General features: G+C 68.7%; 19 protein-coding genes and 2 tRNA genes. 13 read left to right on the top strand and 8 right to left on the bottom strand.

The window, feature by feature from the left end; genetic code table 11:
* Window positions 1–2: 2 nt before the first annotated feature.
* Window positions 3–2,099, top strand: coding sequence for an aconitase family protein (locus OXU32_02435; protein MDE0072825.1), 2,097 nt, complete (start codon window positions 3–5; stop codon window positions 2,097–2,099).
* A gap of 10 nt (window positions 2,100–2,109) precedes the next feature.
* Here OXU32_02435 and OXU32_02430 read toward each other — a convergent pair.
* Together OXU32_02430 and OXU32_02425 are read right to left on the bottom strand one after the other, a co-directional pair.
* Window positions 2,110–2,182: transfer RNA gene (locus tag OXU32_02430), tRNA-Val, on the bottom strand.
* Between the two features lie 47 nt (window positions 2,183–2,229).
* Window positions 2,230–2,302: transfer RNA gene (locus tag OXU32_02425), tRNA-Glu, on the bottom strand.
* Window positions 2,303–2,371: 69 nt separating this feature from the next.
* On the opposite strand from OXU32_02425, the gene OXU32_02420 reads away from it, so the two are divergent.
* Window positions 2,372–3,289, top strand: coding sequence for an alpha/beta hydrolase (locus OXU32_02420; protein ID MDE0072824.1), 918 nt, complete (start codon window positions 2,372–2,374; stop codon window positions 3,287–3,289).
* Here OXU32_02420 and OXU32_02415 read toward each other — a convergent pair.
* The 5 genes from OXU32_02415 to ligA form a co-directional block, all read right to left on the bottom strand.
* Window positions 3,278–4,648: an aspartate aminotransferase family protein gene (locus tag OXU32_02415; GenBank protein ID MDE0072823.1), complete on the bottom strand. Its 1,371-nt coding sequence runs from the start codon at window positions 4,646–4,648 to the stop codon at window positions 3,278–3,280. The two genes, OXU32_02420 and OXU32_02415, sit on opposite strands and share 12 nt — an antisense overlap.
* Window positions 4,649–4,652: 4 nt before the next feature.
* A complete protein-coding gene (locus tag OXU32_02410) occupies window positions 4,653–5,543 on the bottom strand; it encodes an enoyl-[acyl-carrier-protein] reductase (GenBank protein ID MDE0072822.1) in 891 nt (296 codons plus the stop codon).
* A 1-nt stretch (window position 5,544) separates the two neighbouring features.
* Window positions 5,545–6,678 carry a DUF2157 domain-containing protein gene (locus tag OXU32_02405; GenBank protein MDE0072821.1) on the bottom strand — a complete coding sequence of 378 codons (1,134 nt, stop codon included), beginning with the start codon at window positions 6,676–6,678 and terminating at the stop codon, window positions 5,545–5,547.
* On the bottom strand, window positions 6,675–7,637 hold the full coding sequence (locus OXU32_02400; protein ID MDE0072820.1) for a calcium/sodium antiporter: 963 nt from the start codon (window positions 7,635–7,637) through the stop codon (window positions 6,675–6,677). The genes OXU32_02405 and OXU32_02400 overlap by 4 nt, the downstream gene beginning before the upstream one ends.
* Window positions 7,638–7,819: 182 nt before the next feature.
* Complete coding sequence (gene ligA / locus OXU32_02395; protein MDE0072819.1) at window positions 7,820–9,880, bottom strand: NAD-dependent DNA ligase LigA; 2,061 nt, start codon at window positions 9,878–9,880, stop codon at window positions 7,820–7,822.
* A 335-nt stretch (window positions 9,881–10,215) separates the two neighbouring features.
* Between ligA and OXU32_02390 the strand changes: the two genes are divergently transcribed.
* The 11 genes from OXU32_02390 (at window position 10,216) to OXU32_02340 (ending at window position 21,600) form a co-directional block, all read left to right on the top strand.
* Window positions 10,216–11,133 (top strand): RNA ligase family protein, encoded by a 918-nt coding sequence (locus OXU32_02390; GenBank protein MDE0072818.1) that lies wholly within the window; start codon window positions 10,216–10,218, stop codon window positions 11,131–11,133.
* A gap of 37 nt (window positions 11,134–11,170) precedes the next feature.
* Window positions 11,171–11,332 carry a hypothetical protein gene (locus OXU32_02385; protein ID MDE0072817.1) on the top strand — a complete coding sequence of 54 codons (162 nt, stop codon included), beginning with the start codon at window positions 11,171–11,173 and terminating at the stop codon, window positions 11,330–11,332.
* Between the two features lie 218 nt (window positions 11,333–11,550).
* On the top strand, window positions 11,551–13,206 hold the full coding sequence (locus OXU32_02380) for an amidohydrolase (GenBank protein MDE0072816.1): 1,656 nt from the start codon (window positions 11,551–11,553) through the stop codon (window positions 13,204–13,206).
* Between the two features lie 41 nt (window positions 13,207–13,247).
* Complete coding sequence (locus tag OXU32_02375) at window positions 13,248–14,465, top strand: aminotransferase class V-fold PLP-dependent enzyme (protein ID MDE0072815.1); 1,218 nt, start codon at window positions 13,248–13,250, stop codon at window positions 14,463–14,465.
* A gap of 37 nt (window positions 14,466–14,502) precedes the next feature.
* A complete protein-coding gene (locus OXU32_02370) occupies window positions 14,503–15,501 on the top strand; it encodes a hypothetical protein (GenBank protein MDE0072814.1) in 999 nt (332 codons plus the stop codon).
* 159 nt (window positions 15,502–15,660) lie between these two features.
* Window positions 15,661–16,446, top strand: a complete 786-nt coding sequence (gene sufC / locus OXU32_02365; protein ID MDE0072813.1) for a Fe-S cluster assembly ATPase SufC — start codon at window positions 15,661–15,663, stop codon at window positions 16,444–16,446.
* A gap of 28 nt (window positions 16,447–16,474) precedes the next feature.
* The gene (sufB, locus tag OXU32_02360) at window positions 16,475–17,890 is read left to right on the top strand and encodes a Fe-S cluster assembly protein SufB (GenBank protein MDE0072812.1); all 1,416 of its coding nucleotides are present in this window, start codon (window positions 16,475–16,477) and stop codon (window positions 17,888–17,890) included.
* A gap of 66 nt (window positions 17,891–17,956) precedes the next feature.
* On the top strand, window positions 17,957–19,321 hold the full coding sequence (gene sufD / locus OXU32_02355; protein ID MDE0072811.1) for a Fe-S cluster assembly protein SufD: 1,365 nt from the start codon (window positions 17,957–17,959) through the stop codon (window positions 19,319–19,321).
* A gap of 185 nt (window positions 19,322–19,506) precedes the next feature.
* Window positions 19,507–19,833, top strand: a complete 327-nt coding sequence (locus OXU32_02350) for a non-heme iron oxygenase ferredoxin subunit (GenBank protein MDE0072810.1) — start codon at window positions 19,507–19,509, stop codon at window positions 19,831–19,833.
* Window positions 19,830–21,107 carry a cysteine desulfurase gene (locus OXU32_02345; protein ID MDE0072809.1) on the top strand — a complete coding sequence of 426 codons (1,278 nt, stop codon included), beginning with the start codon at window positions 19,830–19,832 and terminating at the stop codon, window positions 21,105–21,107. Before OXU32_02350 ends, OXU32_02345 begins: the two co-directional genes overlap by 4 nt.
* Before the next feature lie 25 nt (window positions 21,108–21,132).
* Window positions 21,133–21,600 carry an SUF system NifU family Fe-S cluster assembly protein gene (locus OXU32_02340; protein MDE0072808.1) on the top strand — a complete coding sequence of 156 codons (468 nt, stop codon included), beginning with the start codon at window positions 21,133–21,135 and terminating at the stop codon, window positions 21,598–21,600.
* Window positions 21,601–21,643: 43 nt separating this feature from the next.
* Here OXU32_02340 and OXU32_02335 read toward each other — a convergent pair whose 3' ends face one another.
* Complete coding sequence (locus OXU32_02335; GenBank protein MDE0072807.1) at window positions 21,644–22,888, bottom strand: alcohol dehydrogenase catalytic domain-containing protein; 1,245 nt, start codon at window positions 22,886–22,888, stop codon at window positions 21,644–21,646.
* Between the last annotated feature and the right edge of the window lie 25 nt (window positions 22,889–22,913).

Raw genomic sequence — 22,913 nt, 5'->3', positions numbered from 1 at the left:
GGATGGCCGGGGACCTCCTCACCCGCCCGACGCCCAAGCGACCCGCGACCCTCGACGTGCGCGGGCGAGTGCTGTACCTGGCCGACGACACCGCCCTCGTGCGCGCCCAGCTCTACGAGGGACTGGACCTGGAACTGAGCGAGGAACTGCGCGCCCGCCTGCGCGACCAGATCTCCACCGACGAGATCACGCCCGCGTACGTCTGCTTCTTCTACGACGAGACGCTGGGGGAATTCCCCTACCTCGGGCTGCGCACCACGAACACGAAGAGCGGGGCGGAGGAATACCCCGTCACAAGAGCGAGCGTCAAGAACGGCGGCTTCGTCTGTTCGGTCGCGGGCAGGCGTCGGGGCAAGGGCTCCAGCCGGGAACAGAGCCCGTACGCAGAGCTGATGGCCGGCATCCGGGTCGTCGTCAGCGAGAGCATCGAGCGCATCTACAACGAGAACTGCCAGAACCTGGGGGTATTGACCACTACCGACTTCGGCGTGGCGGAGCGCATCGCGCGGGGCGAGCCGCTGCGGCTCGAGGAGTTCACGCGCGGCAAGGACGATATCACCCGCCAGATCATCGAGTACGGCGGGCTGTTCGAGTTCAACGTGGCCCGCATGCAGGGCAGGGCGACGGTGCCTGCGCCTTCGGCCGACCCCGGCGCTTCGGGCGCAAGCCCCCCGATGACCCTCGCGGAGAAGATCTTCGCCCGCCACTGGGTGGTCGATCCGGCAGGGGGCCAAGTCGGCGTCGACGCGGTCACCCCGGGCGAGGCCGGCTTCTTCCGCACCGACATCCGCTTCTCGCACGAGTACGTGACCCCCATGGCGGCCATCTTCTTCGAGCAGAAGATGGGGCCCGCAGGCAGGGTGCGGGACCCGGACAGCGTCCTCTTCTTCCGCGACCATCTGACCTTCCTGCACAAGGCGATGAGCCAGGAGCGCATCGAGGAGGGGCTGCTCGAGGTCGCCAACCAGCTCGAGGTGAAGCAGCGCGAGTTCGCGGAGAAACAGGGCATCCGGCTCTACGGGGAGCAGATGGGCCACCGGATGGGATCGGTCGCCATCTGCCACTCCAAGATCCTGGAGGACTACGCGGAGCCGGGGATGCTCATCATCGGCTCGGACTCGCACACGCCCCACGCAGGCGCGATCGGGGCGCTGGCGTTCGGGGTCGGCACGACGGCCATCTTCAACTCCTGGATCACCAGGGACGTGCGCGTGCAGGTCCCGCCCTCCTTCAAGGTCGAGATCTCGGGGACGCCCGCCGAGGGGGTGACGGCCAAGGACTACATGCTCGAGATCCTGCGCCACCCCTACATCCGCGATGGCCATGCGATCGGGCAGATCATCGAGTACGCGGGGCCGGCCGTGGAGGCTCTCCCCGTGGACGAGCGTGCGACCATGACCAACATGGCCGCGGAGGTGGGCGCGTTCACCGGGCTGGTCGCGGCGGACGGGCGATCGGTCGAATATCTGGTCGCCGAGCGCGGGATGGAGCGGGAGCGGGCGGAGGCACTGGCGCGCGACATGCACAGCGACCCCGGCGCCAACTACGTCCGCGTGATCGAGATCGACGCGTCCGACATCCAGCCCATGGCGGCGCTCCCCAACGACCCCGGCAACGGGGTGCCGCTCGACGACCTCGAGCCCGACCGCATCCGCATCGACATCGCCTACGCGGGGTCGTGCACGGCGGGCAAGAAGGAGGACATGGACATGTACGCCCGTGTCTTCAGCGAGATGCACGACCGCTGGGGACTGGGCGTGCACCCGGACGTGGAGTGCTTCATCCAGTGCGGCTCGACCGATGTGCGCGAGTACTGCCGGGAGCGGGGCTACCTGGACCTCTTCCGGCGCATCGGCGCCACCTTCATCGAGCCGGGATGCGGCGCCTGCATCAACGCCGGACCGGGGGTCACGCGCCGCCCCGACGAGGTGAGCATCTCCTCCCAGAACCGGAACTTTCCGGGACGCTCGGGGCCGGGTCAGTTGTACCTGGCTTCGCCGTATTCCGTCGCGGCGAGCGCGGTGGCGGGCTACGTGACCGCGTGGAAGCCGGGGGCCCGGCCGCGGCCCGTGGAGATGACGAGGCGGCTGGCGGGATGAAGCGGAGGAGTGGCCGCTGCTGGACTCGAACCAGCGACCCCTACGATGTGAGCGTAGTGCTCTGCCAACTGAGCTAAGCGGCCAAACGAAACCCGGGCCGCACCCGAAAGCGACGGCCCGCGTTCCGCGATACCCCCACGGGGAGTCGAACCCCGGTCTCTTGGCTGAGAACCAAGTATCCTAGGCCACTAGACGATGGGGGCGTCTTCAAGCAAAGGGCCGGTAAGATACCGACTTCCCCCGCGTTGAATCAACCCCCGCCCGGTTCCGCCATGAGTGATCCCGAAGGGACGCAGGTCTGGCAGGTGCCCGAGCCTCATTCCGTCTGCGATGTGCGCCTGTGCGACGGCGCGTCGACCACGCTCCGGCGCCACGGGAACCCCTCCGGCCCGCGCATCGTGATGAGCCACGGCAACAGCCTCGCGATCGATCTCTACTACCCGTTCTGGTCGCTGTTCGCGAACGACTTCGATCTCGTGCTCTACGACCTCCGGAACCACGGCTGGAATACGCCCGGGCCGCTCGGCAGCCACAATGTGCCCACGCTCATCGACGACCACATCCGCATCCAGGAAGCCATCACGAGGGGCTTCGGGAAGAAGCCGCAAGCCGGCGTGTTCCATTCTCTCTCGGGCCTGGTCTCGCTGCTGTCTCCCACGCGCGGGGGGGAGTTCACGGCCCGCGTGCTCTTCGACCCGCCGCTGTGCGAGTTCGGACCCGCGCGGGAGGAGTGCGCGGACGTGGCGAGGCGCGCGGCCACGATGACGCTTGCGCGCGCGGACCGGTATTCGACGCGGGAGGAGTTCGCGGAGGTGCTCTTGTACATGCCCGCGTTCCAGTACGTGGCACGCGGAGTACGCCGGCTCATGGCCCGGACGACGCTGCGCCGAACCGCGGACGGGGATGGGTTTGGCCTTCGCTGTCCCCGCGAGTATGAGGCCCGGATCTACCGGTACGGCGGACAGTATGCGGCGTTGATCGACTTCGGGGCGCTCGCCTGTCCGACGATGGTCATCGGGGCCGACCCCGGCATCCCCTACACGTATTTCCCGACCACCGAACTCCATCATATCCCGACCGTGGACTATGCCTGGATCCGCGGAGGGACGCACCTCGTGCAACTGGAGCAGCCGGAGGCGTGCGCGGCGGCAACGCTCGATTATCTGAAGGCGAGCGGTCTATTCCGGTAGATCGATGACGGCGCGAACCAGTCGGTCCAGCGCGTGGTCAAGCAGCTCGTGCGACATGGTTGCGGGAGGGGTCAGCTCGATCACCTGACCCTGCTCGCCCGCGGGCAGCACCATCACGCCTTTCGCCAGGAGCCTAGCGGCGATGCGGGCCCCCGCTCCCTCCCAGGGCACGGCTTGAGCGGGCCCAGGGGACGCCGGCGCGCGACGAACGATCTCGATTCCGGCCAGCAGACCCAGCCCCCGTACCTCCCTCACGTGCGCGACGCCATCCAGTCGTTCGCGCAGATGGGCGAGGAGGTGCTCCCCCAAGCTCGCCGCGTGCCGGTGGAGGCGCTCCGACTCCACAAGGTCCAGGAAGGCCAGTGACGCGGCGCAGGCGACCGGGTGTCCGAGGAAGGTGCTGGTATGCAGGGCCTCGCCGGCCGACTCCGGCCAGGCGTCGAAGACCTCCGCCGTCCCCAGGCACGCGCTCAGCGGGAAGCCGCCGCCCAGCGCCTTGCCCAGGCAGATGAGGTCGGCGTCGAGCCCGAGGGCGGGCCCCGCGAACATGCTCCCGCAGCGGCCGAGGCCGGTGAACACTTCGTCGGCCACTACGACCGCCCCGTGCTGCCGGGCGAGCGCGCACAGTGCCGGAAAGAACCCGCGAGGCGGGATGCCCACGCCCCCGCGGCCCTGCACCGGCTCCACCAGCACCGCGCCGATCGCGGCTCCACGGCGGGCGCCATCCTCGAACGCCCGCTCACACGCCGCGAGGCTCGGCGACACTTCTTCCGGGCGGCCGGGGAACGGAGCAAACACCACGCCATCGTAGAGACGCCTGCGGAAGGGCGCGCGGAAGTCGTCGCGGTGGGTGGTAGCGAGAGCACCGAGGGTCAAACCGTGATATCCACATTCAAAGGCGAGGATACCAGCTCGTCCTGTGGATAATTCGGCGGTTTTCAGCGCAATTTCCACAGCTTCGGACCCCGCAGAGGCCAGAACCGCGCGCGCCTCCGGCCAGGGAGCGAGCCCCGTCAGCCGCTCCAGCAGTTCGACCTTGGCCGCCGGAGGGTGGATGTCGCCCATCCCGTGCGTCAGCCGGTGCTGCTGCTCGGCCGCCGTCCGCACGATTCGCGGATGGCGGTGGCCGGCGAAGGCGACCCCGAACGCGCCCGTGAGGTCGACGTACACGTTGCCGTCGACATCGCGCACGTTGGACCCCAGGGCCTCTTCCCAGAAGACCGGGAAGCGGTCGCCGATGAAGGTCACGTTGCGGGATTCGGCCTGCCGCAACCGCTTCCCGAGCGCCCGCGAGCGCGGCCCCGGGGGCGTGACCCGCAGGTGCGGCAGGGCATCGCCGAAGGGACGCCCGCCGCTCATCGCCCTAGAGCTGCGGCTCCGCAGCGATGCCCATGACGTGGTAGCCCTTGTCCACATGGAGGGTCGCGCCGGTGATCCCCGCCCCCAGCGGCGAGCACAGGAAGGCGGCGGCGTTGGCCACGTCGTCGGCGGTATTCACCTCCGGCAGGGCCGCATTGGTGCGGTAGTACTCGACCATGCGGTCGATCAGGCCGATCGCGGACGCCGCCCGGCTGGGCAGCGGGCCCGCGCTGATGGTGTTCACCCGCATCCCCCACCGCCTCCCCGCCTCGAAGGCGAGCACGCGGGTGTCGCTCTCGAGCGCCGCCTTGGCCGCGCTCATTCCCCCGCCGTACCCGGGGATGACGCGTTCGGAAGCCAGGTAGCTCAGCGAGACCGCCGCCGCGCCCGGTCGCATGAGGGGACCGAAGCGCTGAACCATGCTCACGAGGGAGTAGGAACTGGCGCTGATCGCGGCCAGGTAGCCGCTGCGGCTGGTCTCGATGAGCGGCTTGCGCACCTCGGGGCCGTTCGCGAGCGAGTGCACGAGGATATCCAGGCACCCATCCCCGAAATCGGCGCGAAGGGTGTCCGCGACCTCCTGGATGGTGTAGCCGTCGACCGCACGATAGCGCTTGTCGTCCCGATACTTCGCGGGAATGTCGTCCGGGGTGTCGAAGATGGCGTCGAGGGGATAGATCTTCTCGATCTCGAGTTCACCTCCGCCCGGAAGCGAGCGATCCAGCCTTCCCCGCTTCAGGCTCATCCGGAAGATGCGCATCACCGGGGGCCAGGTGCCCAGGCAGATCGTGGCACCGGCCGCAGCAAGCGCGCGGGCGATGGCCCAGCCGTACCCCCTGTCGTCCGCGACCCCGGCGATGAACGCGCGCTTGCCGCTCAGATCTATCCCCAGCATTTCATGCCTCCTTCTCCCTGCCCAACCGGGTAGCCACCCAGAAGAACAGCGCCGCCGTAAACGCCAGCGCGACTACGGAACCCAGTCTGTCGCCGGCGTCGACAGCCAGATACCATGCGGCGCACACGATGGTCACGCAGGAACACAGCACGAGCGGCCGCGCGTTCGTGCGCAGTCCGTACGACAGTCCGCACGCCCCGGCTCCCGCCACCACAGCTGCGGCGCCCAGCGGCGGAAGATCGTACACATCGAGCGCGGTTCCGAACCCCAGAGGAATGGCAATCAGGACCGATGCCGCGAGGTGCAGGCTGTAGCGTGCGCTCCGCAGCATCGCCGGAGCTCGATAGATGCCCCAGAGGGCCAGCGCTGTGACCAGCAACAGCCACGCGTCCAGCGCCAGGAGCGCCTCCGCGCCGAGCTCGAAGGGCCCGGCCACGGTAAGGCCCGCCATAGGATAGCCCACGTAGAGGCTGACGGTGAAGGCGTACAGGGTTCGACGTGAGACGGACCGGGTGTTTCCCGTCCGCATCAGCAGGGCAAGAACCACCAGGGCAGCCGCCAGCGCACCGTCGAGGATCCAGATGATGACGTCGGTGTCCAGATCGAAGGCTCGAAAGAGAAACGCCGCCAGAAAGCCGTAGCCGAGCGCCGTGCCCACCGCCGGCATGATCGGGTTGCGGCGCACGAAGACCGGGATGGTCGCGGCCGGAGTTGCAAGGGCGAGAAGGCCGACCACGACGCCGCCTGGCGTCGTGTTTTCCCAGGCCTCCATCGAGTACACGTACGCCGTGAGGAGCAGGATCAGACCGCTGGTCTGGAGCGCGTACGTCACCGGCACGTAGCGCCGCGCCGCCTCGAGCCGCATCCCCAGCAGCACGATCGCGATCCCCGTCCCGGCAATCACCCATGTGCGCGCCGCGGGCCCCAGGTCGGGCCACGACCAGGCAAAGAAGGTGACCGCCGCGATCACCAGCAGAATGCCTGCCATTCCCGCGACGGCGTATTGCAGAAACCGGCGACGCGCGCGCCGTTGGCTGTGCGCGTGCTCCTCGCGCAGCCGCTCGGCCAGCTCGCCGGAGACAAGCCCGGCCTCCTGCCAGCGCTCCAGCGCGGATTCCATGTCGGATCTGCTCATGCGCTCCCCCCCAGCCACAGCCAGAATACGGCGTAGAGCGCGAGGAGCGTAAGTCCTTCCCAGCGCCGAACCTTGAGCGCGGACCACGCCATCGGCCACACCAGCGCCGACAGGATGAACATCGCGAGGAATTCGCGGCCCAGCACGCCCGAGGCGACCGAGAGCGGTTCGATGACGGCGGCGGTGCCCAGGACCGCCGTCAGATTGAAGATGTTGGAGCCGATGACGTTGCCGACGGCGATATCCGCCTCATTGCGCGTCGCCGCGACCACCGAGGTGGCCAGTTCGGGCAGCGATGTGCCGATGGCGACGACGGTTCCGCCGATGAGCAGCTCCGAGATGCCCATCCCCGTGGCGATATCGATTGCGCTGACTACGATCAGCCTCCCGCCCAGCACCAGAAGTCCCGATCCCAGGAGGACCAGCAGCACGTTCTTCGTGACCGATGTCGGCTTCGTACGGGCATCATCCTCGGAAAACGCCTCGAACTCCTTGAGGATCTCGGGGGTCTCGCGGCGCGCCGAGCGCAGCAGAGCGCCCAGGTAGATCACGAGCACGCCCAGGAGAACCGCCCCGTCCAGTCGAGATGCGTACTGGTCGGCGATCAGCGGATAGGCCAGCACGGTGATCGCGAGCATTGCCGGAATCTCGCGTACCACCATGCGCCGGTTGACGCCGAGCGGCTGGACGATCGCGGTGACCGCGAGGATCAGGCCGACGTTGGCGAGATTGGAGCCGAGGGCGTTGCCGATCGCCAGGTCGGAACTCCCCCCGATGGCGGCGAGCACACACACCACCAGTTCGGGCGCGGACGTGCCCAGCGAGACCACGGTCAGCCCCACCACGATGGGCCGCGCCCCGATCGTCCTGCCCAGGCCGGCCGCGCCGAAAACGAGCCAATGGGCGCCGAGATAGAGGCCGATCACGCCGCCGAACAGGCCCAGTGCGGGGAGGATCAAATCCGGCTATCCGGGAGGGGCCACGGAGCGGCGGCTGGGGGCGCGATTCGGGGGTTTCATGTCACGAACGATAAACGTACCGCTGAAATCGCGCACCGGTGAATGCCATCCGGGCCCCCGCGGGATTGCGGACACCGTCACCCGCAGCTCCGGCACGGCCGGTAGTCCCGGATTCCGCTCGGCTATTCCTCGAGCAACCTCAGGAAGGCTTGTTCGTCCAGCACAGGAACACCCAGCTCTTCGGCCTTCTTCGCCTTGGATCCCGGTCGCTCCCCCCTGACCAGGTAGCCGGTGGCGGAACTTACGGAAGAAACCACGCGCCCACCCAGGCTCTCCACGCGCTTCTTCGCCTCGGATCGCGTGATCGAGTCCAGCTTTCCGGTGAACACGAAGCTCTTTCCCTCCAGCGCGCGGCTCTCCCGCTCGGGCGGAGGAATCAGGTCGAAGCCCTTGGACAGAATGGCATCGACGGAAGCGGCGCGGGCATCATCGTTGAAGAACCGCGTGATCTTCTTCGACATGATGGGCCCGATCCCCTCCACCTCCTCCAGCCGCTCCGCCGTGATTTCGCGCAGGGTCGCGAGATCGCGGAACTCGGCGGCCAGTACGCGCGCCACCGTGGCCCCCACCTCGGGGATGCCCAGGCCGTAGATGAAGCGCGCGAGTTCCGTTTTCTTCCCGCTCAGAATCGCCGCCGCCAGCTTTCGCGACCGGGTTTCCGCGAACCCCTCGAGCTTGAGGAGGTCGTCCGGCGTCAGATCGAAGAGGTCGGCGGGCTCGCGCACCAGGCCCTCACCGACCAGCAGCGCGACCGTCTCCGAACCCAGGCCCTCGATGTCGAGCCCGCCCCGCGACACGAAATGCTCGATGCCGCGTTCCAGTTGGGCCGGACAGCCCAGGCGGTTCGAACACACCACGAACGGCCCCTCTTCCACCACGGCCGCGCCGCACCGGGGGCACTCCTCGGGCATCGGGAAGGGTTCGCTGCGCGCCCGCCCGGGTTCCTCCACCCGCTCGACCACCTGCGGAATGACGTCGCCCGCGCGCTGAATGCGGACCAGGTCACCCGCGCGCACATCCTTGCGCTCCAGCTCCTCGCGGTTGTGCAGCGAGGCGCGCGACACGGTCACGCCCCCAACCTCGACGGGGCGCAGCAGGGCGAGCGGAGTCAGCTTTCCCGTGCGGCCGACCTGCACGGTGATGCGCTCCAGGCGGGTCACCTCCTGCCGGGGCGCGAACTTGAATGCGAACGCCCACCTGGGATGATGGGAGGTGCTCCCCAGCGCGGCACGCGGAGCCAGCGCGTTCAGCTTCAGCACCACCCCGTCGATCTCGTAGTCAAGGTCGTCCCGGTCCCGCGCGAAATCGGCGTGATAGGCGATGGCTTCGTCGATGTCCGCCACCTTGCGGGTGCGGTCCGGCAGCCGCAGCCCCCACCTGTGCAGCACTTCCACCGCCTGCTCGTCGGTGTCGAAGCCCATCGCTTTTTCGGGGGCGGAGGGCTCTCCGTCCCCGGTGCCGGAGGCCGTCCAGGTGACGTCGAGGATGTCGAAGGCGAAAAACTCCAGCGGCCGCGTCCGAGTGATGCGCGAGTCCAGTTGGCGCAGCGCGCCCGCCGCCGCGTTACGCGGGTTGGCGTAGGGTTCGAGACCGGCTTCGACCCGGCCCTGGTTGAGTTCCTCGAAGGAAGAGAGGTACATGAGGACCTCACCGCGGACTGCGAGCAGGGATGGGATCGGGAGCGGGTCACGCCCGGCGCGTAGCCGCAGCGGCACCGAAGGAATCGTGCGGGCATTCTCGGTGACGCCCTCGCCCTCCACCCCGTTCCCCCGCGTCACGGCGCGGTCCAGCACCCCATCCACATAGACCACTTCCAGCGACGACCCATCCAGTTTTGGCTCCACGAGGTACTCGACCGGCCCGTCCACCGCCTTGCGTACGCGCTCGTCGAAGCGGCGCAGATCCTCCTCCGATTCGGATGAGTCGAGCGAGAGCATGGCCACCACATGCGGCACCACCGGCAGCTCCGAAAGCGGATCCGCCCCGACCCGCTGGGTGGGCGAGTCGGGGGTCAGGAGGTGCGGAAACGCCTCCTCGATGGCCTGAAGCTCGCGAAACAGCCTGTCGTAGGCGCCGTCCGAGATCTCCGGCCGGTTCTCGACATGGTAGAGGTGGTCGTGGCGCCTGATCTCGGCGCGCAGGCGGTCGGCTCGGCGCCGAACTTCCCCCTCGGTCGGGGTCACGTCGTGGTTCTCAAGGGGTCGGGGAGGCTCCTCGGGCCGGGCCGGATGCGGATTGTGCCCGCCAGCGGTGACGAATGACACAACGATAACCCCAACGCAATGGCCACGCTCCGGGGGATTCGCCGCCGACGGAGAGCTTCGCTTTCTGGCGGCCGAGAGCGCCCATGGCCCTCTTGACCGGAAGGCCCCGGCCATGCTTATTCCGTCTCGCTGCAGCCCGGCGCATCATCACGCGAAGCCACAGCCGACTTCCGTCGGCCGCCCATCCCGGTTCTCGCGCCGCGAGAAGCTCTCGACAACCTGTCGCGAGCCGGAACTCCACGCGGACGAGAACCATGCTGGGACGCTACGGAAAGATATTCGCCCTCGGCCACCGTGCGACGAAGGGACTGCTCGACAAGCCCGTCGTCGTGGAAGAGAAGGTGGACGGCTCGCAGATCAGTTGGGGTCTGGTCGGCGATCCGCCGCGCCTGTCGGCCCGCTCCAAACGGCTCACGCTCGATCTGGACGAGCCGCCGAACCTCTTCGCCCCGTCGGTCGCGTCGATCCGGCGGATGGCCGCAGATGGCCTGCTGTCGCCGGGCGTCGTCTATCGCGGTGAGGCGGTGGGCCGGCCGCGCCACAACACGCTCGCCTATGGCCGCGTGCCGCAGGGCTACATCGCTCTGTTCGATGTCGACGCCGGCACCGAGGACTACCTCGGCTACGAGGAAAAGGCCCGGGTGGCGACCCGGCTGGGGATCGAGGCGGTGCCCATCCTCTTCGAGGGGATGCTGTCGAGCCCGGCCCGGCTGGAGAAGCTGCTGGAACTCGAGTCGTTCCTGGGCGGGCCCAGGATCGAGGGCGTGGTCATCAAGCGTGCCCACGAGGTTCCCCTCTTCGGCGAGGACGGTCTCCCAATCCGGGCCAAGTTCGTCTCGGAGAAGTTCAAGGAGGCCCACGCCGGCAACCCCGATTGGAAGCGCCTCAGGCAGACCGAGTTCCTGAAGGTCCTGGCGGAATCGGTGTCCGGCCCGGCCCGCTGGGAGAAGGTGGTGACCGGGCTCCTGGCCGAGGGGCTGATCGAAGGCGGCACCCCGGTCGAGATCGGCAGGATCATCCGCCACATCCGCGAGGACGTGCGCGAGGAGTGCCTGGACGACCTCAAGGACCGCCTGTGGAAGCACTTCGAGAAGCGCTTCGACGGCGCGGTCACCAAGGGGTTCCCCGAGTGGTACAAGAAGCGGCTGGCGGAAGCCGCGTTCGGGGATTGACGACCTGTTGCCTGGGCGCGCTGGCCATGAAAGCGACATGAAAGCCACCATCGAGAATGAAGCGGCGGACCAGCAGACGCCTGAGGAATGGCTCCGCGCGTGGTTGAGGGACTGCCATGCCGCGATGGAACAGGCGCCGCCCGGGCCCACCGCGCTCGAGCACCTTGAAGCCGATCGGAATCGGCTCGAACCAGGTTGAAGCCCCTGGTCGTTGACGCGAGCGGCTGGGTGTCGGCCGTTGACGGCGGCTATCGACAAGAGGCTCCAGAGCCAGACGGGGGGATCGAGGAGGAGGTTCACGAGGCGGGACCGTCCGTCCCCACCGGCCCGGGACGGCGTTCTCCCGTTCGCACCCCGCCCGCGCTTTCCCTAGATTTCCAGCGCCGTACCGGATCCGTTCATCCCTGGAGGAACCCCATGACGCATCATAGGTCGTCCCGGCGCCCGTTCCCGTTCCTGTTGCACGGCCTGCTCTGTGCGCTGGCGGTCTCCCTCGCGCCCATCGCCGCGCAGGCTCAGATGGAGCCCACTACCCCCCGCGGCGCCGACGAGGGCCAGGGCCCCTTCGATCGCCTGATCATCCGCGGGGTGACCGTCATCGACGGCACCGGCTCGCCGCCCCGGGGGCCGATGGACGTCGTCATCGAGAACAACCGCATCGTCGAGATAGCCTCGGTGGGCTACCCGCTGGTGGACATCAACGAGCAGCGCCGCCCGGAGGCGGGCGACCACGAGATCGACGGCGAGGGCATGTTCCTGCTCCCCGGCTTCGTCGACATGCACGCCCACACGGGAGGCGTTCCCAAGGCCCCGCAGGGCGAATACGTCTACAAGCTCTGGCTGGGCCACGGGATCACCACGTCGCGCGGCGTGCCCCACGGGGGATTCGAGTGGCAGCTGCGCGAGAAGGCGTTGGCGGCCCAGAACACCATCGTCGCGCCTCACATGTACTCGTATGCGCGTCCCGGAAGCGGCGAGGGCTGGGGCGGACGCCTGATCATCACTCCCGAGGACGCGCGCGAGTGGGTGCGCTGGGCCGCGTCCCAGGAAATCGAGGGCCAGACCATCGACGGCCTCAAGCTGGGCGCCTACGACCCCGAGATCATGGCCGCGCTCATCGACGAGGCGCATCGCTTCGACCTGGAAACCGTCGCCCACCTCGACCAGATGGGCATGGCGCGCATGACGGCGGTCGAGGCGGCGCGGGTCGGACTGGACATGATGACGCACTACTACGGCCTCATGGAGTCCATGCTCACCGACTACTCGGTCCAAGACTGGCCCCTCAACTACAACTACAACGACGAGCAGCACCGCTTCGGCAACGTGGGACGCCTCTGGTACCAGGCCGCGGAGCCCGGCAGCGAGCAGTGGGAGGACCTCATCGACGAGTTCCTTGAGCTGGGCTTCGGGCTCGACCCCACGATGACCATCTACGAGGCCAGCCGCGACGTCATGCGCGCGCGCGAAGCGGATTACCACGAGGAGTACACGCTTCCGTCGCAGGAGGACTTCTACCAGCCCAGCCGGGTGGCGCACGGATCCTACTGGTTCTACTGGACCACCGAGGACGAGTACCACTGGCGCAGGTTCTACCAGAAGTGGATGCACTTCCTGAACGACTACAAGAACGCCGGCGGGATCGTGACCACGGGCTCGGACTCGGGCTTCATCTACAAGCTCTACGGCTTCGACTACATCCGCGAGTTCGAGCTGCTGCGCGAGGCGGGCTTCCATCCCGTGGAGGTGATCCGCTCCGCGACCCTGTACCCCGCGCAGATGCTCACCAAGTACGACGACGCTCCCGCCGACTTCGGCATCATTCGTCCGAATACGCGCGCCGACCTGGTTCTGGTGGATGAGAATCCGCTCGAGAACCTGAAGGTGCTGTACGGCAACGGCGCGCCCAAGCTGGACGACGAAACCGGCGTGCCCGGGCGCGTCGGGGGAATCAAGTACACCATCAAGGACGGCATCATTTACGACGCCCAGCAGCTTCTGGAGGACGTGCGCGAGATGGTGCGTCAGGCGAAGGCGGAACGGGCCGCAGTCTCGGACGGCAGCGGGCGGTAGCTGCGAGGCGAGACCTCCGCGAAACGGCTGTTCCCGGCACGATGACCGCCGCCGCCAGCCGCGTGCCCCTCGATGTTGCCCGGCTGCGCGCGGACACTCCCGGCTGCCGGGACCGCATCCACCTGAACAACGCGGGCGCCGGCCTCATGCCGGCGCCCGCGTTGCGTGCCGCACGCGACCATCTGGAACTCGAGGCCCGCATCGGCGGCTACGAGGCCGCCGATGCGCGCGCCGACCAGGTCGCCGCCGCCTACGACGCGGTCGCCGGGCTGCTCGGGGTGGCGCCCGCCAACATCGCCTTCATGGAGAACGCCACCGCCGCCTTCAACCAGGCGCTCTCGTGCGTCCCCTTCCAGCGCGGGGATGTGCTGGTGACGAGCACGAACGACTACGTCTCCAACCAGATCGCCTACCTTTCGCTGCAGGCCCGCCTGGGGGTGGAGGTGGTGCGGGCGCCCGACCTTCCCGAGGGGGGCGTCGACCCGGCCGCTGTGTCGCGCATCATCCACCGGCGGGGCGCGCGCCTGGTCGCGCTCACCCACGTGCCCACCAGCTCCGGACTCGTGCAGCCGGTCGCGGAGGTGGGGCAGGCCTGCCGGGAGCGCGGCGTCCTCTACCTGGTCGACGCCTGCCAGTCGGTGGGGCAGATGCCGGTGGACGCGCGCGCCATCGGATGCGATTTCCTGTCGGCCACCGCCCGCAAGTTCCTGCGCGGGCCGCGCGGAGCGGGGTTCCTCTACGCCTCGGACCGCGTCCTCGACATGGACCTCGAACCCCTGATGCCGGACCTGAGGGGCGCCCACTGGATCGACGCCGACCTCTACCAGCCCGCCCCGGACGCGACCCGCTTCGAGAACTGGGAGTTCGCGTACGCGCTGGTGCTGGCCACCGGCGAGGCGGTGCGCTACGCGACCCGGCTGGGTCTCGAACCCATTCGCGAGCGGGCCTGGGACCTCGCGGACTTCGCGCGCGAAACGCTGGGCGCGCTGGATGGCGCAACCGTCCTGGACCAGGGACGGGTCCGCTCCGCCATCGTTTCGCTGCACCTGGCGGGCCATGACGCGGTCGAGTTCGTCCCCGCGCTGCGCAAGCGGGGCATCAACACCTCCGCCACGCCCCACGGCTACGCCCTGATCGACCTGGACGCCAAGGGCGTCGAAAACACCCTGCGCGTCTCTCCCCACTACTACAACACCAGGGCCGAAATCGAGACGCTCGCGGAAGCGGTCCGCGAGTTCCTCCGGGACGGACCGGGTTAGTTCAACACCACATCCTCTTGATCCTCGGGAGAGCACGATGAAGCACCATCGACCCCTCGCCGCCTGCACCGTCCTCTTCCCGGCGCTCGCCCTCGCCGCCTGCACCGGGGACACCCCAGGCCCCGGGAATGCCCCCGCGGACGACCCGGCAGCGAGCGAAGCAACCCGCCCGCTTCCCGAAGGCGCCCAGGCCTTCTCTCTCCTCGGCGAAACCCTGTACCCCAACGCGGCTCCGCCCGACATCGCGGCGCAGCAGGCCGAGGACATCGACATCGCCCGCGCCGACTACGACGCCGATCCCGACGATGCCGACGCCATCATCTGGCTGGGCCGCCGCATCGGCTACACGGGGCTCTATCGCGAGGCCGTCGACGTCTTCAGCGAGGGGATCGAGAAGCATCCCGGGGACGCCCGCATGTATCGGCACCGGGGCCACCGCTGGATCAGCGTGCGCGAATTCGACCGGGCCATCGACGACCTCTCGCATGCAGCCTCCCTGGAGGAAGGCGAGCCCGACGAGGTGGAGCCGGACGGCCAGCCCAACGAGCGCGGCATCCCCACCAGCACCCTCCAGTCCAACATCCACTACCACCTGGCGCTGGCGCACTACCTGAAGGGCGATTTCGAAGCCGCCGTCCCGGCGTACGAGGACTACATCGCCGTCACCAACAACCCCGACCAGCTGGTCGCGATCTCACACTGGTGGTACATGGCGCTCCGCCGCCTGGGACGCGACGACGAGGCGGCCGCCGTTCTCGAACCCGTGACCGCCGACCTGGACGTCATCGAGAACACCTCCTACCACCAGCTCCTGCTGATGTACAAGGGCGAGATCGAAGCGGACGAGCTGTGGGATCCGGAGCAGGAGGACCCGTCCGGCGTGGCCATCGCGTACGGCGTGGCGACCTGGCACCTCTACAACGGACGCGAAGAGCAGGCGCGGGAGATGTACCGGCGCATCCTCGAGGGCTCGGGCTGGGCCGGATTCGGCTACATCGCGGCCGAAGCCGAGATGGCGCGCCTGGAGGCCGGCTGATCAGGCATCGATTGCTTGACCCTTGGGACGCCCAATTCTAGATTGCTTGAAACGGAGAATCATTCTTGATTACAAGGGGCTCCCGGACGGAGCCCCCAGTCGTCTCCCACCCCCGGGCTCCGTATCCGCCCGGGCCGGAATCCCTCCAGATCGATAGCAATGAGCGACGCGCCAATCCTGAAGACCGCCGGTCTGCGCGCCAGAGTCACCGACGAGGAAATCGAGATCCTCAAGGGTGTGGACCTGGCGATTCGCCCCGGTGAGATACATGCCATCATGGGCCCGAACGGGTCCGGAAAGAGCACGCTGGCCAAGATCCTCGCCGGCCATCCCGGCTACGAAGTAACTGGCGGCAGCGCGTTCTTCGACGGCCAGGACCTGCTTGAGCTGGAGACCGACGAGCGCGCCCGCTCGGGCGTCTTCATGGCCTTCCAGTATCCCGTCGCCATCCCCGGCGTCTCCATCGCCAACTTCCTCCGCACGGCTCTACAGGCGCGTCTGGAGGACGGCGACGAACTCGACCTGTTCGACTTCCAGGACATCCTGCTGGAGCGCATGGAGCTGCTCGAGATGTCCCCCTCCTTCGCCGAGCGCGCGGTCAACGACGGCTTCAGCGGGGGGGAGAAGAAGCGCAACGAGATCCTGCAGATGGCGGTGCTGGAGCCGGCGCTGGCCATCATGGACGAAACCGACTCCGGCCTCGACATCGATGCGCTCAAGGTCGTGGCGCGCGGGGTCAACACCCTGCAGAAGGAGCGGCCCGAGATGGCCGTGCTGCTGATCACGCACTACCAGCGGCTGCTCAACTACATTCAGCCCGACTTCGTTCACGTCATCGTGGACGGGCGCATCGTCCGTTCCGGCGGTCCCGAAGTCGCGCTCAGCCTGGAAGAAGGCGGCTACCGGGAGTACCGGCAGCTGCAGTCGTCCGTTTCCGCCGCCTAGGCGGGACGGCCAACCCGCGAGGTCCACAATGCCCACCAACGAAGCCGTACAAGACATCGGGCTCGACGACTACAAGTACCATTTCATAACCGAGGACGAACCCGTCTTCCGCAGCGGACGCGGGCTGAACGAGAAGGTCGTGCGCGAGATCTCGGCGCAGAAGGGCGAGCCGGAGTGGATGCTCGACTTCCGCCTCAAGTCGCTCGACATCTACAACGCCAAGCCGATGCCCACCTGGGGCGGCGACCTCTCGCAACTGGAGTCGGTGCTGGGCGACATCTTCTTCTACGTCCGCCCGCAGGAGCGCATGGAGCGCTCGTGGGACGACGTCCCGGCGAACATCAAGGAGACCTTCGACCGGCTGGGCATCCCCGAGGCCGAGCGCGAGATCCTGGCCGGGGTCGGCGCCCAGTACGAGTCGGAGATGGTCTACCATTCCCTGAAGGAGGAGTGGGAGGCCCAGGGCGTCATCTTCGACTCCATCGAGGACGGCCTGCGCAACCACCCGGAACTCTTCCGCGAGCACTTCGCCACCGTGGTGCCGCCCGGCGACAACAAGTTCGCGGCCATGAACTCGGCCGTGTGGTCGGGGGGATCCTTCGTCTACATCCCGCCCGGCGTCGAACTCGAAACCCCGCTGCAGGCGTACTTCCGGGTCAACCAGGAGCAGATGGGGCAGTTCGAGCGCACCCTCATCATCGCCGACGAGGGCTCGCGCGCCCACTACATCGAGGGATGCACCGCGCCCGTGTACTCGACCGAGTCCTTCCATTCCGGCGTGATCGAGATCGTGGTCAAGCCGGGCGCGCACTTCCGCTACACCACCATCCAGAACTGGTCCAACAACATGTACAACCTCGTGACCCAGCGTTCGCTGGTGCACGAGAACGCGACCATGGAATGGCTCGACGGGAACCTGGGCTCCAAGCTCACCATGAAATACCCGTCGTGCTTCCTGGTGGGAGAGAGGGCGCACGGCTCGATTCTGTCGATCGCGTACGCCGGCAACGGCCAGCATCAGGACACCGGCGGCAAGGTCATCCACGCCGCGCCCCGCACCAGCTCCTCCATCGTCTCGAAGTCCATCTCCAAGGGGAGCGGACGGGCGAGCTACCGCGGCCTGTGCAAGGTCTACGAGGGGTCCACGGACGCCAAGTCGAACGTGGAGTGCGACGCGCTGCTCATCGACGAGGCGGCGCGCACCGACACCTATCCCTACATCGAGATCGACGAGAACCAGTCCACGGTCGGGCACGAAGCCCGCGTCTCCAAGGTGGGGGAGGAGCAGATCTTCTACCTGATGAGCCGGGGAATGCCGGAAGAGGAAGCCATGGCGCTGATCGTGCGCGGCTTCATCGAGCCCATCGCCCGGCAGTTGCCGTTGGAATACGCCGTGGAGCTGAACCGGCTGATCGAGCTGGAGATGGAAGGGTCGGTAGGATAACGAGGAACGGCACCATCACACGTACATCCGCGCCCGCCCGCGGGCGTTGAGCATAGAAGCAACGGCATGTCCCGGACATCGACATTGCAGGCTCCAGCCGCCGGGCCGCTGGAGGGAGTGACGGCGACCATCAACGCGGCGGCCGTGGAGCGCCTGGCCGCCGGCGAGCCGGACTGGCTGGCCGAGCGGCGCTGGCAGGCCTGGGAGGCCTACGAGCGGACCCCCCTTCCCACGACCCGGCTCGAGGAGTGGCGCTACACCGACCTGTCGCGCAAGCTCGACCTCGACGCCCTGAGCCCCGCGGCCCGCGGCGCGCGCGGGATCTCCGCGGACGCCTGGCCCCCCGAGCTGCGGCAGGCGATGCGCGAGGACTGGGACGCCGCCGGGCACATTGTCGAGATCGACGGCCGGGTGGTGCACGCCGACCTGACCGCCGAAGCCGCCGCGCAGGGGGTTGTGCTGGCCTCGCTGCGGGAGGCGGTGCACGCTCATCCGGATCTGCTGCGCGAGCACCTGGCCGCCCGGGCCATTCCACCGGACCAGGGCAAGTTCTCGGCGCTCAACGCGGCGCTCTGGACCGATGGCACGGTGCTCTTCGTGCCGCGCAACGTGACTCTTCCCCTGCCCGTGCGGATCACGCGCTGGGTTTCCGATCCGGCGGCCGCCTACTTCGCCCGCACCCTGGTGATCGGAGAGGACTGGTCCACGCTGTCCGTCGTGGAGGAGATCCTCTCGCCGCACTTCGACGAGCAGACCTTCTTCCTGTCCGCGGCGGAGGTTCTGGCCGGGGACAACAGCGCCACCCATTACGCCTCCGTGCAGCGGATGGGCCTGGGCGCCTTCCACATGGCGCTCTACCGCTCGCTGGTCGGCCGTGACGCGCGCACGGATTCGCTGCACGTGACCCTGGGGGCGAGCACCGCGCGGCTGGATCTGAACTCGGAGCTGGCCGCGCCCGGAGCGCACAGCCACATCCTCGGCCTCTATTTCGGCAACGAGGACCAGCATTTCGACCACTGCACCAGCCAGAACCACGCGGCGCCCCACGCCACCAGCGATCTGCTCTACAAGGGGGCGCTCGACGACGCGTCGGGGTCGGTGTTCCGCGGCATCATCCGGGTCTCGCCCGGCGCCCAGCGCACCGACGCCTACCAGACCAACCGCAACCTCCTCCTCTCGGAAGAGGCTTCGGCGCATGCGCTGCCCAACCTCGAGATCGAAGCGGATGACGTCCGCTGCTCGCACGGGGCCACGGTGGGCCAACTGGAGGAGGAGGCCCTCTTCTACCTGCAGAGCCGGGGGCTGTCGCGGCGGCGGGCGGAGCGCCTGGTGGTGCGTGGCTTCCTGCAGGACGTGCTGCAGCGGCGTCCGCCGGGAAGCGTTACCGAAAAGGTGACGCGCGCCATCGAGGAAAAGCTCCGTGCCCACTAGCGGTCCGTGGATGAATCCGCCCGCGCACCGAGAGCGGCGAGGCGCCGGGCTGGCAAGGCGCTTTGAAGGCCGAATAGCAGGGCTATTGGGCCGAAAAGCAACGCAGAGCGAAGCGATCCAGCGCGGATGCATCGCCGTTCGAATGCCGGGGGGAGTTCGTCCACGGGCTGCCAGGACGAAGGCTGGTGTTTAGGAAGAAGCCCGAGTGGCACTGCGTGGCGGATGCGGACTCCTGCCCTCCGGGGTCATTGCTCGCGGTGATGGCGGGAGACACCCCTGTCGTGCTGGCCAACGTGGACGGCACCTTCTACGCGCTGCGCGACCGCTGCTCCCACGCCGACTATCCCCTCTCCGACGGGACGCTGGAGGGCGATCAGGTCGAGTGCATGTATCACGGGGCCCGCTTCGACCTGGCCAGCGGGCGTGCCAGGTGCCTGCCCGCGATCCGCCCGGTGCGCTCCTACCCGACCGAGGTGAGGGACTCGGCGGTATTCGTGCTGGTGGGAAAATGAACGGCCCGGCGGCGGCGGCCGGAGCCCGCGCCAGCGACCGGCGTTCGCGCGCGAACGCCTTCGCCTCCCGGGCCCGGCGCGACTTCCCGGCCCTGCAGCAGGAGGTGGGCGGCAAGCCGCTGGTCTACCTGGACAACGCCGCCTCCACCCAGAAGCCCGACGCGGTCATCGACGCGATCGCGAACTACTACCGGCACGACCACGCCAACGTCCACCGGGGCATGCACGAGCTCGCGCGCCGGGCGACCGAAGCCTACGAGGGCGCGCGCCGCAAGGTGGCCCGCTTCCTGGGCGCCGCCGACCCCGCCGAGGTGGTCTGGACGCGAGGCACCACCGAGGCGATCAATCTGGTGGCGAGCGCCTGGGGCCACACCTTCCTCGGCGAGGGCGACGAGATCGTGCTCTCGACCCAGGAGCACCACTCCAACCTCGTGCCCTGGCAGCTCGCCGCCGCGCGCGCCGGAGCCCGCCTGCGCTACCTGGAACTCGACGACGAAGGCCGGCTCCGGCTCGACCGGCTGCCGGAGCTGCTCTCGCCGCGCACCCGCATGGTGGCGCTCTCCCACGTGTCCAACGCGCTGGGCACGGTCAACCCGGTCGCGGAGATCGCCGAGCAGGTTCACGCCGCCGGCGCCCTCCTGCTGGTGGACGGCGCCCAGGGAGCCCCTCACCTCCCCATCGACGTGGCGGCGCTCGGGTGCGACTTCTACGCCGCCTCGGGCCACAAGATGTGCGGACCCACCGGGATCGGCGCGCTGTGGGGGCGGCGCGAGCTGCTCGAACGGATGGAGCCCTACCAGGGCGGCGGCGAGATGATCTCGGTGGTCGAGCGCGACTACAGCACCTGGGCCGAGGTGCCCCACAAGTTCGAGGCCGGCACCCCCAACGTTGCCGGCGCGGTGGGGATGGGGGCAGCCGCCGACTACCTCGCCGGCATCGGGCACGCCGCCCTCGCCGAGCACGAGCGCACCGTGCTCGAGTACGCGCTCGACCGCCTGGCGGCCGTCGACGGCATTCGCCTCTTCGGGCCGCCCGCCGGCGAGCGCTGCGGGGTGGTGTCGTTCCTGCTCGACCATGCCCACGCCCACGACGTCGCGACCATCCTGGACGCGGACGGGGTGGCCGTGCGGGCGGGCCACCACTGCGCGCAACTGGTCATGAAGCACTTCGGCGTGCCCGCCACCTCGCGCGCATCGTTCTACCTGTACAACGACACCGAAGACGTGGACCGGCTCATCGAGGGGCTGAACCGGGTGAAGGCCATCTTCGGATGACGCCACACATCGCAGACCGCGCACCATGACCGAGATCGCCCTGAGTTCGCTCTACCAGCAGCTCATCCTCGAACACTACCGCAAGCCACGGAACAAGGGCGTGCTCCCGGGAGCCACGGTCGAAGTGCACATGGCGAACCCCGTCTGCGGCGACGAAATCCGCCTGCACCTGAAGCTGGACGGGGAGGAGCGCGTACAGGCCGCCACCTTCATCGGCCAGGGCTGCTCCATCTCCCAGGCCTCGGTCTCGATGATGACCGTGCGCCTGAAGGGGAAAAGCCTCGACGAGGCCCTGGCGCTCGCCGAGCGCTTCACGGAGATGATGCACGGAAGCAGGGAAGCCGCCCGCGACCGGAAACTGGGCGAACTGCGCGCGCTTCAGGGGGTGAGCAAGTTCCCGGTGCGCATCAAGTGCGCGCTGCTCGGCTTCGACGCGCTCCAGGAGGCCGCGAAGCGGGTCCGGGACCAGGCGGACGGCTCGGACCGCGGCTGACGCGGACGCCGCCCCAGTCCACCGGGGCCCCGTTCGCCAAGCCTCACGGCTCCAGCAACACCTTCACCGCCCCGCTCGCGCGATGGTTGGCGGCAGCGCCCAGCGCCGTGCGGAACTGCCGCAGCGGGAAGACGTGCGTGACCATCTTCTCCAGGGGCGTGCCCGTCTCCTCCATCAGCTCGTGCGCGATCGCCATGGTGTGGCGGGTCCCGCCCCGCCAGCGCTCCCGGCCGTAGCCCACGTAGCCCTTAAGGTCGAGCTCCCGGGCCCACATCCAGGTGAGGTCGAGCCTGGTCTGGCCCGTACACCCCAGCATCACCACCCGTCCCCGCGGAGAGGCGAAGCTCAGCGCCTGGGCCAGGCTTCCCGCGCTGCCCACGCAATCGAAGATCAGCGGGAACCCCCCGCGCTCGAAGACCTCCGGGCCCACGATGGGCTGATAGGCCACCGCCCCGGTATCGACCAGCGCGTTGCGGGCCTCGAAACCCGGTGACACCACGTCGGAGGCCCCGAACGCCCGCGCCAGCTCCGCCTCGTGCGGGCGCTTGGTCTGGCCCAGCAGGAACCCGTCGAAGCCCAGCGCGCGCAGCGCCCAGATCGTGCCCAGCGCGATGGGGCCGCTGCCGATCACCAGCACGGGCTCGTCCGGGTGCGGGGGACTGCGGAGTGCGCCGTGCAACCCGATGGAGACCGGTTCGGTCAGGACCGCGCGGCGGTCGGGGATGGCGTCCGGAACCGGAAACAGCTGGCTCTCGTGCGCCACCATTCGCTCCCCCCAGCCCCCCGGCAGGTCGCCGTGGTAGCCGATGGTGAGCCCGCGCCCCAGACAGCTGCCGTCTTCGCGGGGAGCGCCCTCCTCCCCCGCCCGCTCGCACGTGGAATGGAGGCCCTCGTCGCACGACCGGCAGTGGTCGTCAGCCCCAAAGCCGCGCGTGGTGCACGAGATCATCGGGTCCACCACCACCCGCTGCCCCACCTCCACCGCGCGCACTCGCGGCCCGGTCTCCACAACCCGCGCCAGGATCTCGTGCCCGAGCACCGCCGGGAAGGAGCCAAAGGGCTCCATCGAAGGGCTGGCGGCGTAGGTCACGTTGCTGATGTCGGAGCCGCAGATGCCGCACTGCAGCACCTCAAGCCCCACCCACGACGGACCCGGCAGCGCGGGGACGGGGAGTTCCTCCATCTTGACGCCCCCGGCGGCCCCGAAGAGCGCCCAGTCGGTCACCCGGCCGAGCGACTTGGCGATCAGGTACCCGGGGATGGAAACGTGGAAGCGGACGGCGCGCATGGCTGGCTCGAGGTTGGGCGGATGC

The organism is Gammaproteobacteria bacterium, assembly GCA_028819075.1.
Taxonomy (GTDB): domain Bacteria; phylum Gemmatimonadota; class Gemmatimonadetes; order Longimicrobiales; family Gaopeijiaceae; genus BD2-11.
This window is presented reverse-complemented; position numbering and strand designations above follow the sequence as displayed.

Bases quoted from the DNA above. Each gene is read 5' to 3' on its own strand.
- OXU32_02435 (MDE0072825.1), top strand. From the start codon at position 3: ATGGCCGGGGACCTCCTCACCCGCCCGACGCCCAAGCGACCCGCGACC.
- OXU32_02420 (MDE0072824.1), top strand. From the start codon at position 2,372: ATGAGTGATCCCGAAGGGACGCAGGTCTGGCAGGTGCCCGAGCCTCAT.
- OXU32_02415 (MDE0072823.1), bottom strand. From the start codon at position 4,648: ATGAGCGGCGGGCGTCCCTTCGGCGATGCCCTGCCGCACCTGCGGGTC.
- OXU32_02410 (MDE0072822.1), bottom strand. From the start codon at position 5,543: ATGCTGGGGATAGATCTGAGCGGCAAGCGCGCGTTCATCGCCGGGGTC.
- OXU32_02405 (MDE0072821.1), bottom strand. From the start codon at position 6,678: ATGAGCAGATCCGACATGGAATCCGCGCTGGAGCGCTGGCAGGAGGCC.
- OXU32_02390 (MDE0072818.1), top strand. From the start codon at position 10,216: ATGCTGGGACGCTACGGAAAGATATTCGCCCTCGGCCACCGTGCGACG.
- OXU32_02385 (MDE0072817.1), top strand. From the start codon at position 11,171: ATGAAAGCCACCATCGAGAATGAAGCGGCGGACCAGCAGACGCCTGAG.
- OXU32_02380 (MDE0072816.1), top strand. From the start codon at position 11,551: ATGACGCATCATAGGTCGTCCCGGCGCCCGTTCCCGTTCCTGTTGCAC.
- OXU32_02375 (MDE0072815.1), top strand. From the start codon at position 13,248: ATGACCGCCGCCGCCAGCCGCGTGCCCCTCGATGTTGCCCGGCTGCGC.
- OXU32_02370 (MDE0072814.1), top strand. From the start codon at position 14,503: ATGAAGCACCATCGACCCCTCGCCGCCTGCACCGTCCTCTTCCCGGCG.
- sufC (MDE0072813.1), top strand. From the start codon at position 15,661: ATGAGCGACGCGCCAATCCTGAAGACCGCCGGTCTGCGCGCCAGAGTC.
- sufB (MDE0072812.1), top strand. From the start codon at position 16,475: ATGCCCACCAACGAAGCCGTACAAGACATCGGGCTCGACGACTACAAG.
- sufD (MDE0072811.1), top strand. From the start codon at position 17,957: ATGTCCCGGACATCGACATTGCAGGCTCCAGCCGCCGGGCCGCTGGAG.
- OXU32_02345 (MDE0072809.1), top strand. From the start codon at position 19,830: ATGAACGGCCCGGCGGCGGCGGCCGGAGCCCGCGCCAGCGACCGGCGT.
- OXU32_02340 (MDE0072808.1), top strand. From the start codon at position 21,133: ATGACCGAGATCGCCCTGAGTTCGCTCTACCAGCAGCTCATCCTCGAA.
- OXU32_02335 (MDE0072807.1), bottom strand. From the start codon at position 22,888: ATGCGCGCCGTCCGCTTCCACGTTTCCATCCCCGGGTACCTGATCGCC.